Source organism: Labrys okinawensis (genome assembly GCF_047345005.1).
Lineage (GTDB): Bacteria > Pseudomonadota > Alphaproteobacteria > Rhizobiales > Labraceae > Labrys > Labrys okinawensis.
This window is the reverse complement of sequence record NZ_CP178864.1, coordinates 1631685-1645303: the sequence shown is the minus strand read 5'-3', so window position 1 is coordinate 1645303 and position 13619 is coordinate 1631685. Positions and strand designations below refer to the sequence as shown.

The following is a 13619-nucleotide window of genomic DNA, read 5'->3' as shown; positions in this document are numbered from 1 at the left end:
TGCCGTATAAAGTTGCTGATTACATGAGTTCGCCTCCCAAAACCGAAGCCGAAAAGCGGGCGGAGCGCCTTGCAAAGGCGCTCCGCGCCAATCTCGGGCGGCGCAAATCGCAGGCGCGCGGGCGCGACGCGGCCTCGGTCGAAGAGGCTGAAGCGCCGAAAAGCGATGCGAAAAAGTCACAAGAGGATTCCGAATAACGGTCGCCCCCTTGCGTCCGGGGTTTCGCCCTTGTCCGGCCTTTGTGGTTCGTTTACTCAAACCGGTTAGCCTTAGTGTTTGAGTGACTCGTTTCGGAGTCCCGGCCCCCCAAAACTCCTCCCTCGCGAACGGGCCGAAGCCATTTCGAAGGACTGATCATGGATCGCATCAAAATTACCGGCGGCGCGCCGCTCCACGGCGTCATCCCGATTTCCGGTGCCAAGAACGCCGCACTGCCGCTGATGATTGCGAGCCTCCTGTCCGAAGACGTGTTGACGCTGACCAATGTGCCGCGCCTCGCCGACGTCGCCCTGCTCGCCCGCATCCTGGGCAACCACGGCCTCGACGTCACCATTGCCGGCAAGCGCCCGGGCGAGGTCGAGCTCACCGGCCAGACCGTGCGCCTCGATGCCCGCACAATCGTCGACACCACCGCTCCCTATGAACTCGTCTCGCGCATGCGCGCCAGCTTCTGGGTGCTCGGCCCGCTGCTCGCCCGCATGGGCCAGGCCCGCGTCTCGCTGCCGGGCGGCTGCGCCATCGGCACGCGGCCGGTCGACTTCCTGCTGATGGCGATGGAACGCCTGGGCGCCAGCATCGACATCGAGAACGGCTATGTGGTGGCCCAGGCCAAGGACGGCCTCAAGGGCGCCGAGATCGAGTTTCCGAAAGTCACCGTCGGCGGCACCCATGTGGCGATGATGGCCGCCACCCTCGCCCACGGCACCACCGTCATACACAATGCGGCGCGCGAGCCCGAGATCGTCGATGTCGCCGACTGCCTGATCAAGATGGGCGCCAAGATCAAGGGCGCCGGCACCTCCACCATCGAGATCACCGGTGTATCCCGCCTGCAGGGCGCCCATCATCGCGTTGTCTCCGACCGCATCGAGGCCGGCACCTACGCCATGTGCGTGGCGATGACGGGCGGCGACGTCATGCTCGACGGCGCCCAGCCCGGCTTGTTCGAGAATGCGCTCGACGTGCTGCGCGAGGCCGGCGCCGAGATCACCGCCACCAATGAGGGCATCCGCGTGCGCCGCAACGGCCATGGCATCGACCCGGTTGCGGTGACCACCGAGCCCTTCCCCGGCTTCCCCACCGACCTGCAGGCCCAGCTCATGGGCCTGATGACCAAGGCCAAGGGCAAGTCGCGCATCACCGAGACGATCTTCGAGAACCGCTTCATGCATGTGCAGGAGCTCGCGCGGCTCGGCGCCCACATCCATCTCGACGGCCAGACGGCTATCGTCGAGGGCGTACGCACCCTGAAGGGCGCGCCGGTGATGGCGACGGACCTGCGCGCCTCGGTCTCGCTGGTGATCGCAGGACTGGCGGCCCAGGGCGAGACCACGGTCAACCGTGTCTACCACCTCGATCGCGGCTTCGAGAGCCTGGAGCGCAAGCTCGCCGCCTGCGGCGCGCAGATCGAGCGGATTTCCGGCGAGGGGTAAGCCCAGAGCCCCCTGGGATCGCAGGCATCCTTGCCTGCCCCCTGGAAGTATCAGGTTCAACAAAAAGGGCGCAACCGATGATGAACTGCCCCCCGAAGGTTGATGTCCAACTTTCGGGGGTCAGTTCATGAGGTCTGCGCCTTTTTCCTTTAGTATCCCACTTCAAGAGGCAGGCAAGGATGCCTGCGGTCCCGTGAAAGACGTCCGCGCTCCCAGCCCTACTTCTCATCCAGGAAATGAAGCACCGCGGCGTTGAAGAATTCCGGGTCCTGCAGGAAGGCGAAGTGGCTGGCGTTGGGCAGGATCAGGAGCCCCGCCCCCGGCACGGTGGCGGCGATATATTCGGTGTGCTCGCGCTTGATCGCCTCGTCATGATCGCCATCGACCACCAGCACCGGCGCCTTGATCGACTTCAGGTCGGCGTCCGACCAGTTGGGCTGGGTCGCCCACATATGGCTGATCTGGTCGACGAAGGCGTCATATTCCTTCGGCGTGGCCGAAAGCTTCCCGTACTCCTTGCCGGCGCGCTCGATATAGGCCGCGAAAGTCGGGTTCTTCTCCACGCCATCCTTCACGCCTGAGGTCACGGTGTTGGCTGCGAAGGCGAAGATCTTGTTGATGCGGTCGGGATGGCGGATGGCGATGTCGAGGCCCAATATGCCGCCATCGCTCCAACCGACGATATCGGCCCGCTGGATCTTGAGATGGTCGAGCAGCGCCACGACGTCGTCGGCCATCAGGTCATAGCCGTAAGGTCTGGTATCGCGCGTGCTCCGGCCATGGCCGCGGCTGTCGACCAGGATCACCTGGTGATGCGGGGCGAGCGCCTTGACCTGGAGCCCCCAATAATCGGAATTGCCGAGGCCTCCATGCAGCATCACCACCGGAGGTCCCTTGCCGACTGTGGCGTAATAGAGCTTGATGCCGTTGACCTCGGCAAAGCCGCTCTTTTCGCCGGCGACGGGAGGCGGCGTCGGCGGCAAGATCTCCCAGCGCTCGGCGGCGAAAACCGTCCCGAGCGAGGCGATCAGCAGCAGAAAGGCGGAGATGGCGGCAGAGATCACGCGCATGGCAGGCTTCATCGGTTTCCGATACGGTCGGAAGCAACGATCCACCATTTGTGCGCGAAGGTAAAGGTCTATAAAATCAGTAGACTGTTCGTGGGAGCCTGAGCGTCTCGTCCGCTCCTGGAAACGGGGCGCCTGTAAAAATGCGGCAGTCTTAACGGCGGCGCTCTTTCTTCAACACACTGCGTTTCCAAGAGCGGACAAGGACGTCCGCGCTCCCAGCGTCACCCCGCATTGTCGCCGATCCAGCGGTACCAGGCATCGGCGCTGCCGTTGAAGACGTTGAGATCGATCTTGCCATCGACGCCGTGGGAGAGGCCGGAGCCGGAATATTGCCAGAAGATCCACTTCCGATCTTCGAACACCATCGAGGGATGCTGCTTCACCGAGCGCAGCCAGAAGGGATAGTCGAGGAAGGCGCCTTCCAGATTGTCGTGATAGAAGCCCGGCGCGGTGTAGATGATGGGCCGCTGGCCGTAATAGCGCTCCACCATGTTGATGAAGACGCGCATTTTTTCCTGCACCTGGGCGGGCGACAGGCGCGCCTTGCAATCCGAATCGGCATTCCATTCCACATCGAGCACGGGTGGCAGGGCGCCCTCGGCCCTGGGCACATTGCGCATGAACCAGCGCGCCTGCTCGGCTGCGTTGCGGCACCAGTAGAAGAAGTGGTAGGCGCCGCGCCTCAGGCCGGCCTGGTGCGCCGCCTGCCAGTTGTACCTGAACATCGGATCGAGGTGATCGCCGCCGTCGGTGGCCTTGATGAAGGCGAAATTGGCGCCCTGGAGGCGCAGGGTCTGCCAGTCGATGTCGCCCTGCCAGCGCGAGACGTCGACACCATGCACGGCGAAGGCGCGGGGGGAGGCCCTGCCGAAATTGATCGGCTTCGCATCGCTGAAGCGGCGGCCGTAGATGCGATCGCGTGGACCGGACCGCCTGGCCGCCTCCCGCGGCAGGGGAACGGCGTCCGGGCGGACGGGAGGCACGGCTACGAAGGCGACTGTCTTTCGGGGCCCCGCGGCTGGCAAGGGCTGGGCATCCGGCAAGGCCCGTGAGTCCGGCAAGGGTTGCTCGACCGGTGCCGGCGGCAGGGGAGCCGGCGTATCGGCGATGGACGCGGTGGTGTCCGGCGTCGATACGCGCGGGGAGCCTGAGGTATAGCTGCTGACGGCGCCGCAGCCGGCCAAGAGAAGGCAAGCGCCGAGAAGGGCAAAAAGGCCGGATACACGCATGGGTACTCTGTCGAACAAACGCCAAAACTGCCGCAGCCCCGGTTGCCTGAGGCTGCAGCCCAAGATCTGGGCCAAATTCGCAAAAAATGGCTGAATCCTGGCGCGTTAAGGCCGACTTGCGCGAGCGGGAGCGCCCCAATCCAGAATCATGGTGACTATTTGCTTACGAGCCCGCCGGAACCGCAGGCCGTCCCGGGATTGCGGGCTTCGTGCCTGCCCTTGAACGAATGCCGCAAAAGGAAAAGGCGCAGCCACTATGGTCTGCGCCTTTCTTCTATCTGCTCGCGGCTTCCAGGAGCAGGGTGGAAGCCTGCGGTCCCTAGCCCTACTCCGCCGCCTGCGCCTTCACCTGAAAGGGCAGATCCAGTCTGTGCCAGACAGCCACCAGAGCCTTTGTGAGATCGGCGATCAGCGCCTCGTCATGGAAAGGCGTCGGCGTGATGCGCAGTCGCTCGCTGCCGCGCGGCACCGTCGGATAATTGATCGGCTGGATATAGATGCCATGGTCGGCCAGCAGCAGGTCGCTCGCCGCCTTGCAGCGCTGGGCATCGCCGACGATCACCGGCACGATATGCGTATCGGAGATCGCCACCGGGAGGCCCGCGCGGGAAAGGGCCGCCTTGGTCTTGGCGGCATTGGCCTGTTGGGCGGCACGCTCGGCCTGCGAGACCTTGAGATGGCGGACCGAGGCCTGCGCCGCTGCGGCGACCGCCGGCGGCAAGGCCGAGGTGAAGATGAAGCCGGGCGCATGCGAGCGCACCGCATCCACGATCGGCGCCGCGGCGGCGATATAGCCGCCCAGGGCACCGAAGGCCTTGGCGAGCGTGCCTTCGATCACGTCGACGCGCTCCATCACGCCGTCGCGCTCGGCGATACCACCGCCGCGCGGACCGTACATGCCCACCGCATGCACCTCATCGAGATAGGTCATGGCGTTGTAGCGCTCGGCGAGATCGCAGATCCGGCCGATGGGGGCGACATCGCCATCCATCGAATAGACGCTCTCGAAGGCGATGAGCTTGGGCCTCTCCTTGCCGGCACGACGCAGGAGGTCTTCCAGATGGTCGAGATCGTTGTGGCGGAAGATCGCCTTCTCTCGGCCCGACTGGCGCACACCCTCGATCATCGAATTGTGGTTGAGCTGGTCGGAGAGGATCAGCGCGTCCGGCAGGAGCTTGCCGATGGTGGAGATGCCGGTCTGGTTCGAGACATAGCCGGAGGTGAAGACGAGCGCAGCTTCCTTGCCGTGGAGGTCCGCAAGCTCGGACTCGAGCATCACCACCTGATGGCTGTTGCCGGAAATATTGCGCGTACCGCCGGCGCCGACGCCGAGCTGCCTGGCCGCAGTCACCATCGCCTCGATCGAGGCCGGGTGCTGTCCCATGCCGAGATAGTCGTTCGAACACCACACCACGATCTCGCGCCGGCCCTGGGGCGAATGCCAGAGGGCATGCGGGAATCGCCCGGCGATACGTTCGATATCAGCGAACACCCGATAGCGCTTTTCCTGCCGGAGCGAGTCGACCGCATTTTCGAAGATCGCGGTGTAATTCATCATATCAACCCAACTTTACCGATGCCTGGGCCTCAATTGCCGGACCTCGTCCGGATTGCCTGTGCACCAGGATACGTCACGGGATCTCCCGTGTGGAACTCCTCAAAACTGAGAAAGTCATATCGTCATTCTTGTGATAATGCATCAGGCTGCGTGACACGGATGGCGATTGGTCGCGCCCAGCTCTGTCCGAACCCATTGCCCGAGCAGGCTGCTGTGTCCAGGAGGATCTCGGTCGGCCTCCTCGATTGAACCAATTGGGCCTTCCGGACGTATTACTGTCGTGCCCTTCGGCAATCCCCCTCCTGCGCTTTCTCGAATGATGGTCTGCGGTGGTGCCATGAAACGGTTTCGCTGGCTTGGCCGCATGAATGCCTACTTCGGCAATGACGAGCCTCACCTCGCGGCGGCGGGCTCCGTAGCGCTCATCGTCGCGGGCAGCCAGCCTTTCTATCCGCTCTACGTCGCAGCGATCGCGGGAGAAAAATTCTGGCCCGCTCTGTTGACCTGGTTTTCCACGCCATTCTTCCTCGCCGTGCCGGCGGTCTGTCGCCGCGCACCGCTTTCGGGCCGGCTCCTGCTGATGGCTTGCGCGATCGGCAACACCGTTGTCACAGCTGCCGCACTGGGTCCTCGCAGCTGGGTAGAATTGTTTTATCTGCCGTGCCTCGCCCTGGCGCCATTGCTCTTTTCCGGCAAGGAAGCAGGTTACGGCCTGATCGCCAGCGTCGTTGGCAGCGGCGTCGGCCTCCTCGTCATCCATGGCAGCCATCAGAACGGCCTTGCGACATTCGATGACGAACAGTTTCGATCCCTCGCCCGCCTGCATGGCTTCAGCGTCGCCGGGTTGCTCGTGGTCTTCGGTTTCCTTGCCTTGCGCCTGCGAAGGCAGTTGCGAGCCATCGCCGCTTGTCATTCGGGACACCAGGACACGACGGCGCTGGATCACATGAGCGTGACGTCCTACGATAGTCACGCAAGCGACCATAATCGGCCCTAGCATTGTCTGCCCTTCAAAGGAGGTACATCATGTCATTTCGCCGCCTGACGCTCTTCCCCGCCCTCGGCCTGTCGCTCGCCCTTTTGGCCGCTCCTGCCCATGCCGAGATCATCAAGTACAAGGCAGATCTTTCGGGCCCCAGCGAAAACCCGCCAACCACCTCCAAGGGCACCGGTACGATCGAGGCTGATCTCGATACCACCACCCGCAAGCTGACCTGGTCCGGCAGCTATACCGGCCTCACCGGGCCCGAGACTGCTGCCCATTTCCATGGCCCGGCGCCGGTGGGAACCAATGCGGGCGTGATGGTGCCGGTGACGGCGAAAAAGAGCCCCTTCAAGGGTTCCGCGACGCTGACGCCCGAGCAGGCCAAGGCCTTTGCGGACGGCAATGTCTATTTCAACGTCCACACCGACCAGAACAAGGGCGGTGAGATCCGCGGCCAGATGATGCCTGAGAAATAGGCAGCCCGCAGCGGATCGTCTTTCGCTGCCTCTCAAGATGGCGATTGCGGCGCAGGAGATGCCTCTTTATTGAGAGGCTGTTTTCCCTCCTGCGCCCGCGATCGTCTCCTGTGTCTTCCCCCTGCGAAATCCGCATCCGCGAGGCTGGCGGCCAAACTGCCGGCGGTCTGCCGGCCTTTGTCTGCGATCGCGCGCCATGAGGAACGAAGCCTCGTTCCGCCCGGTGCTGATGTCGGGCCTCGGCGTCACTTTCCTGTCCTTCCTCGACGCCTGCATGAAGGTGATTTCGGAGACCTATCCGCTCACGCAGGCTGTTACGCTTCGCTATGGCGGCGGGGCGCTGTTTGCGGTGGCGATCTACCTGTTCTTCGGCGGTGGACGGCCAAGCTTGGCCGCAATGAGGCGCAACGCCCTGCGCGCCCTCATCGTGGTGGCGACGGCAGCCTGCTTCTTCACCGCCATCGCCCGCCTGCCATTGGTTGAAGCGATCACGCTAACTTTCCTCGCACCGCTGCTGATGGCGCTGCTCGGCCGCCTCATACTCAAGGAGCAGGTGGGGATCCCGGCGCTCGTCGCCATCCTGGTCGGCTTTGTCGGGGTGATTGTCATCGCCCGCGGCCAGGAGATGGGTGAGACCCACGGCTTCGATCTCGTCGGACTGCTGGCGGCGCTCGGCTGCGCCTTCTTCTATGCGCTGTCCATGGTGCTGATGCGCCAGCAGACCGCCCAGGATTCGACTGTCACCATCGTCTTCCTCTCCAACTGCTTCGCCTTTCTTTTCGTGCTGCCGACGGCGGTATGGAACTGGCAGCCCGTGCCGCCCTTGCATTGGCTGATCGCCGGCGCCGTCGGCTTGTTTGGCACCTGCGGCCATCTGTGCCTTGCCTGGGCCTACGCGCGCGGCCATGCTGGCCGTCTCGGAATCATGGAATACACCTCCTTCATCTGGGCGATGCTCTTCGGCTATTTCATCTTCGCCGAGATCCCCACGAGTTGGACGCTTGCCGGTGCGGCCTTGATCATGGCCGCCTGCCTGTTCGCGACCTTCAGCCAGGGCCGCGGTCGGACGGCATGAGGTGTGCTTGGTTGAAAAATCTGACCCAAAAATTCCGAAAGAGCCGAAAGAGACGCAGATTTTGTCCTGCCCGGGCTTGTCCCGGGTATCCAGACGCAACTTTGTGAGCGTTCATGCCTGCTGGATTGCCTGGACGAGCCCGGCAATGACAAAAAAGTCACGTTCCGGTGACTCTTCGGTCAGGCTCGCTAGGCCGGCATAGGAAGCGGTGCTTGCAGGAAAGGAATGCCGGCCTGAAGACCGGCACATCAATCCTGCCTTCATCAAAATGCGCCCGCTGCAAATTCTTTGCCCGCACGCTTCTTGACAGTCCGAGGGGGTCTGACTAAATCCGGGCCAGTCGTTAGCACTCGCTTGAGGTGAGTGCTAACGGCGTCAAGATAATCCCTTCGATGTGGAATGTGGGCGCACCCCGCGCCTGTCGCACAAGAGGAAAAAAGCCATGAAGTTCCGTCCGCTCCACGACCGCGTGGTCGTCCAGCGCGTCGATGCCGAAGAAAAGACCAAGGGCGGCATCATCATCCCCGACACAGCCAAGGAAAAGCCCCAGGAGGGCAAGGTTGTCGCTGTTGGCCCCGGTGGCCGCGACGAGGCCGGCAAGCTGACCCCGCTCGACGTCAAGGCTGGCGATCGCGTGCTGTTCGGCAAGTGGTCGGGCACCGAGATCAAGCTCGATGGTGAGGATTTCCTCATCATGAAGGAATCCGACATCATGGGTATCGTCGCCTAAACGGCGGATATCACACATAATTTCACTCTGAGGACACCAATATGGCTGCCAAGGAAGTCAAATTCTCCACCGATGCGCGCGACAAGATGCTGCGCGGCGTGGACATTCTCGCCAATGCCGTCAAGGTCACGCTCGGCCCCAAGGGCCGCAACGTCGTGATCGAGAAGTCGTTCGGCGCTCCCCGCATCACCAAGGACGGCGTCACCGTCGCCAAGGAGATCGAGCTCGCGGACAAGTTCGAGAACATGGGCGCCCAGATGGTTCGTGAGGTCGCTTCCAAGACCAACGACACCGCTGGCGACGGCACCACCACCGCCACCGTTCTGGCCCAGGCCATCGTGCGTGAAGGCGCCAAGTCGGTTGCCGCCGGCATGAACCCGATGGATCTGAAGCGCGGCATCGACATGGCCGTTCAGGCCGCCGTCAAGGACATCGCCGATCGCTCCAAGAAGGTCGCCAACTCCTCCGAGATCGCCCAGGTCGGCACCATCTCCTCCAATGGCGATGCCTTCATCGGCGGCGAAATTGCCAAGGCGATGCAGAAGGTCGGCAATGAAGGCGTGATCACGGTCGAAGAGGCCAAGAGCCTCGACACCGAAGTCGACATCGTCGAAGGCATGCAGTTCGACCGTGGCTATCTCTCGCCCTACTTCATCACCAATGCCGAGAAGATGATCGCGGACCTCGAGGATCCCTATATCCTCATCCACGAGAAGAAGCTCTCGGGCCTCCAGGCCATGCTGCCGGTGCTCGAAGCCGTCGTGCAGACCGGCAAGCCCCTCCTGATCGTCGCTGAAGACGTCGAAGGCGAAGCCCTCGCCACGCTCGTCGTCAACAAGCTGCGTGGCGGCCTGAAGATCGCCGCCGTCAAGGCTCCGGGCTTCGGTGATCGCCGCAAGGCCATGCTGGAAGACATCGCCATCCTCACGGGAGGCCAGGTGATCTCCGACGACCTCGGCATCAAGCTCGAGACCGTGACGCTCCAGATGCTCGGCCGCGCCAAGAAGGTGTCGATCGAGAAGGAGAAGACCACGATCGTCGACGGCGCCGGCAAGAAGAAGGACATCGAGGGCCGCGTTGGGCAGATCAAGGCCCAGATCGAGGAAACGACGTCCGACTACGACCGTGAGAAGCTCCAAGAGCGTCTCGCCAAGCTCGCTGGCGGTGTTGCCGTGATCCGCGTCGGTGGTTCCACCGAAGTGGAAGTCAAGGAGAAGAAGGACCGCGTTGACGACGCTCTGAACGCCACCCGCGCGGCTGTTCAGGAAGGCATCGTTCCCGGCGGCGGCGTGGCTCTGCTGCGCGCCAAGGCTGCCGTGTCGAAGCTGACCTCCGACAATTCCGACATCCGTGCAGGCATCAAGATCGTCGAGAAGGCGCTCGAGGCGCCGATCCGCCAGATCTGCGAAAACTCGGGCGTCGAGGGTTCGATCGTCATCGGCAAGATTCTCGAGAACAAGTCGAAGTCCTTCGGTTTCGATGCGCAGACCGAGGAATATGTCGACCTGCTCGAGAAGGGCATCGTCGATCCGGCCAAGGTCGTGCGCACCGCGCTTCAGGACGCCGCTTCGGTGGCTTCGCTCCTAATCACCACGGAAGCCATGATCGGCGAAGCGCCGAAGGACAAGACCCCGATGCCCCAGATGCCGGGCGGCGGCGGCATGGGCGGCATGGACTTCTAAGTCCTAGCTCCCTGTAGAAATGACGAGGGCGGTGTCGAAAGGCACCGCCCTTTTCTTTGCTGGGAGCGCGGACGTCCTACGACACTCAAGAGAGTGTCGGACGATCCGCTCTTGAAACGACATGGTTTCGGAATAAATCTCCGGAAGGATCCAACACAGTTCGCTCCAACCTCTCCATCAAACGCTCCGCTTCGAAGAGCGGACAGGATGTCCACGCTCCCAGCCAATTGACCTCTCCCTCCCATCAGTTGCATGAAGGCTCATGGAACACGCGAACACGTCCTTTCTCCCGAGCCTTCTTCTCTTCCTGGGTGCCGCCGTCATCGCGGTGCCGATCTTCAAGCGCATCGGGCTCGGCGCCATTCTCGGCTATCTGATCGCGGGCGTGGCCATCGGTCCATCGGGCTTTGCGCTCTTCACCGATACCACCACGATCCAGCATGTCGGCGAGATCGGCATCGTACTGCTGCTCTTCGTCATCGGGCTCGAACTGCAGCTGTCGCGTCTGCTCGCCATGCGCAAGGACATCTTCGGGCTGGGCGGACTGCAGCTGGTGGTCTGTGCGCTGGTAATCGGCGGCATCGCCTATTCCCTTGGCCTGCCGATTCTCGGCGCGGCGATCACCGGCATCGCACTGGGCCTGTCCGCCACCGCGATCGCCCTGCAGGTTCTGAATGAGCGCGGCGAATTGCAGGCCCCGTACGGCCAGCGCAGCTTCGCGGTGCTGTTGTTCCAGGACATGTCGGTGGTGCCGATCCTGGCCCTGATCCCGCTCTTTTCGGTCGAGATGGCGCGTGCGTCCCATGAGAGCAACGGCCTGCTGAATGCTGCCTATATGATCGGGTCGATCGCCATGGTGGTTCTGGCCGGGCGCTATCTGCTCAACCCGCTGTTCCGCATCCTCGCCTCCACGCAAGCGCGCGAGGTGATGACCGCCGCCGCCCTTCTGCTGGTGCTCGGCACCGCCCTGCTGATGCAATGGGCGGGCATGTCGATGGCGCTCGGCGCCTTCCTTGCCGGCGTGCTGCTGGCCGAATCGCAGTTCCGCCATGAGCTGGAGGCCGATATCGAGCCCTTCCGCGGCCTGCTACTCGGCCTGTTCTTCATGAGCGTCGGCATGGACATCAACGGCCGGCTGGTGCTCGACAACTGGCTGGCGCTGATCGCGCTTGCCCTCGGCCTCGCTCTGGTCAAGTCGGTCTCGGTCGCTGCCGTGTTCCGCCTGATGGGATCGTCCCGGCTCGACTCGCTGCGCTCGGGCATCCTGCTCTCGCCGGCTGGCGAATTCGCCTTCGTGCTCATTCCGCTCGGCGCGAGCTACGGCTTTCTCAACGGCGACCAGGCCGCCTTCGCCAAGGCCCTCGCCGCGCTGACCATGCTGTTCGGCCCGCTGATCGCGGCCGGCTCCGAGCGCCTGCTCAGACGCTTTACGCCCCCCGAGCCCATGATCGAGGAGGACTATTCCGACGCCCATGGCAAGGCGCTGGTCATCGGCTTCGGCCGCTTCGGACAGGTCGTCAGCCAGGTCATGCGCACCGCCAACATCGAAACCACCATCATCGACAAGGATGTCGAGATGATCGACGTGGCCGCCCGCTTCGGAGCCAAGGTCTATTTCGGCGACGGGGCGCGGCTCGACGTGCTGCGCGCCGCGGGCGCGGCCGATGCGCGCGTAATCGCCATCGCCATCGATAACCGCGCCGACGCCGTGAAGATCGTCGAGATGGTCAAGGCAGAGTTCCCGCTGACCGAGGTTTATGCCAGGGCTTATGACCGCCAGCACGTATTGGCGCTGCTTACGGCCGGCGTCGACTACCATATGCGCGAGACCTTCGAGAGCGCCCTCGCCTTTGGCCGCTCCACGCTGGAGGCTCTCGGCGTCGACAACATGGAGGCCGAGGAGATCATCGACGATGTGCGCGACCGCGACGCCAGGCGCATCGTCGCCCAGCAACAGGGCGGGATCTATGCCGGTATCGATCTGGTCAACTCCAAGCGCCTGCTGAAGCCCGAACCGCTGGAGCGGCCGGACACCATGGGCGTCACGCTGAACCGCGACGCCATCAACGCCGCCGAGGAGGCGAAGGAGGACGAGGAGACGGGCTGAGCCGCCTGTCTATTTCACACCGGCAGGAGATCCATGGCCCTGGCTGCCATGTGGGTGTCGCAGAACTCCACAAAGTCGGTGATCTTGCCGTCGGCGATGGTCAGGATATCGAGCGTCTCTGTAGCGATCCTTTGCTGCTTCGGAACATAGAACATCGTACCCTTGCCATGCACGACGGCGCGATCGCCGTCCACCACCACGGCGTCGACCCGGTAGTCGCTCCAATCCCAAGCGTTCGTCAGACGCTCCAGAACCGCGCGCACATCCTTGTGGCCGCGTATTTCAACGGTCAGGTCGCCAAGGATCTCATCACCCGCAAGCCGGAAGCGGGGCTCAGGTCCAAACATGGCCATGAAACCGTCAATGTCGCCGGCGCAGCGCCGGGCATAGGTTTCTCGCACCATGGCTTCGATCCGGTCACGATCGCTCACGACGTTCCTCCTCCCGATTTGTCGTCATCTCCAAGGCAGCACGGCGCCGCGGTCAGGCGGCCAATGAACTCATCGCTTTCGCAACGGTGTGCGTGTCGCAGAACTCGACGAATTCGGCGATCTTGCCGTCCACCAGTGTGAGCAGGTCCAGTGTCTCGGTGGTGAAGCGCTGGCCCGTTGGCAGGAAACGGACTACACCCTTGCCGTGGACGACGACGCGGTTGCCGTCAATCAGGATGGTGTCGATCCCATGTTCGGACCAATCCCAGAGCTCGACCAGTGACTGAATCATCTGGCGCAGAGCCTCTCGACCACGGATCTCGCTGGTCAAGGCACCGAGGATCTCATCGCCCGCGAGCCGAAAAACGGGATCTGTCCCGAAATCCGTCATGATGGCTTCGATATCGCCCGCACGGCGCCGGCTGTAGCTCTGGCGCACGAAGGCTTCGATCAAACTTTTGTCGCTCATCTTGTTCCCCTTGGTCGCATCAAGCGCACACCGCTTCGCGGGGAATGATTCCACCGGCAAAAAACGGCTGGCAGAGCACACTGACAACACACGTTTGGATGGAGACTTGAGACGATACTACGCCTCTGCGTTGCCTTCGGAAAGAGAGGCGGATT

At 63.1% G+C, this 13619-nt stretch carries 12 protein-coding genes; 7 read left to right on the top strand and 5 right to left on the bottom strand.

Translation table 11 applies throughout. From position 1 onward, the window contains the following. Nucleotides 1–356 precede the first annotated feature (356 nt). Nucleotides 357–1652, top strand: coding sequence for a UDP-N-acetylglucosamine 1-carboxyvinyltransferase (murA, locus tag ACMDCR_RS07845; RefSeq protein ID WP_413991992.1), 1296 nt, complete (start codon nt 357–359; stop codon nt 1650–1652). A 218-nt stretch (nt 1653–1870) separates the two neighbouring features. Here the strand turns inward: murA and ACMDCR_RS07840 are convergent, their stop codons facing one another. From ACMDCR_RS07840 to hemA, 3 genes are all read right to left on the bottom strand, one after another. After that, a complete protein-coding gene (locus tag ACMDCR_RS07840) occupies nt 1871–2722 on the bottom strand; it encodes an alpha/beta fold hydrolase (RefSeq protein WP_413991991.1) in 852 nt (283 codons plus the stop codon). A gap of 221 nt (nt 2723–2943) precedes the next feature. Then, nucleotides 2944–3951 (bottom strand): GH25 family lysozyme, encoded by a 1008-nt coding sequence (locus tag ACMDCR_RS07835; protein WP_413991990.1) that lies wholly within the window; start codon nt 3949–3951, stop codon nt 2944–2946. Between the two features lie 325 nt (nt 3952–4276). Continuing rightward, entirely contained in the window at nt 4277–5506 is a 1230-nt protein-coding gene (hemA, locus tag ACMDCR_RS07830) for a 5-aminolevulinate synthase (protein ID WP_413993560.1), read from the bottom strand. A gap of 340 nt (nt 5507–5846) precedes the next feature. Here hemA and ACMDCR_RS07825 point away from each other — a divergent pair, with 340 nt between their 5' ends. The 6 genes from ACMDCR_RS07825 (at nt 5847) to ACMDCR_RS07800 (ending at nt 12564) form a co-directional block, all read left to right on the top strand. Beyond that, complete coding sequence (locus ACMDCR_RS07825) at nt 5847–6506, top strand: hypothetical protein (RefSeq protein ID WP_413991989.1); 660 nt, start codon at nt 5847–5849, stop codon at nt 6504–6506. Between the two features lie 29 nt (nt 6507–6535). After that, nucleotides 6536–6970: a CHRD domain-containing protein gene (locus ACMDCR_RS07820; protein ID WP_413991988.1), complete on the top strand. Its 435-nt coding sequence runs from the start codon at nt 6536–6538 to the stop codon at nt 6968–6970. 196 nt (nt 6971–7166) lie between these two features. Continuing rightward, the gene (locus ACMDCR_RS07815; RefSeq protein ID WP_413991987.1) at nt 7167–8045 is read left to right on the top strand and encodes a DMT family transporter; all 879 of its coding nucleotides are present in this window, start codon (nt 7167–7169) and stop codon (nt 8043–8045) included. Between the two features lie 442 nt (nt 8046–8487). Then, nucleotides 8488–8775, top strand: a complete 288-nt coding sequence (groES, locus tag ACMDCR_RS07810; RefSeq protein WP_284309883.1) for a co-chaperone GroES — start codon at nt 8488–8490, stop codon at nt 8773–8775. Nucleotides 8776–8816: 41 nt separating this feature from the next. Beyond that, nucleotides 8817–10457 (top strand): chaperonin GroEL, encoded by a 1641-nt coding sequence (gene groL / locus ACMDCR_RS07805; RefSeq protein ID WP_413991986.1) that lies wholly within the window; start codon nt 8817–8819, stop codon nt 10455–10457. Nucleotides 10458–10719: 262 nt separating this feature from the next. Continuing rightward, the gene (locus ACMDCR_RS07800; protein WP_413991985.1) at nt 10720–12564 is read left to right on the top strand and encodes a monovalent cation:proton antiporter-2 (CPA2) family protein; all 1845 of its coding nucleotides are present in this window, start codon (nt 10720–10722) and stop codon (nt 12562–12564) included. 14 nt (nt 12565–12578) lie between these two features. On the opposite strand, the gene ACMDCR_RS07795 is transcribed toward ACMDCR_RS07800, so the two are convergent. Both ACMDCR_RS07795 and ACMDCR_RS07790 read right to left on the bottom strand, forming a co-directional pair. Continuing rightward, a complete protein-coding gene (locus tag ACMDCR_RS07795) occupies nt 12579–12995 on the bottom strand; it encodes a nuclear transport factor 2 family protein (RefSeq protein ID WP_413991984.1) in 417 nt (138 codons plus the stop codon). A 52-nt stretch (nt 12996–13047) separates the two neighbouring features. Continuing rightward, nucleotides 13048–13464 (bottom strand): nuclear transport factor 2 family protein, encoded by a 417-nt coding sequence (locus ACMDCR_RS07790; protein WP_413991983.1) that lies wholly within the window; start codon nt 13462–13464, stop codon nt 13048–13050. Nucleotides 13465–13619 lie beyond the last annotated feature (155 nt).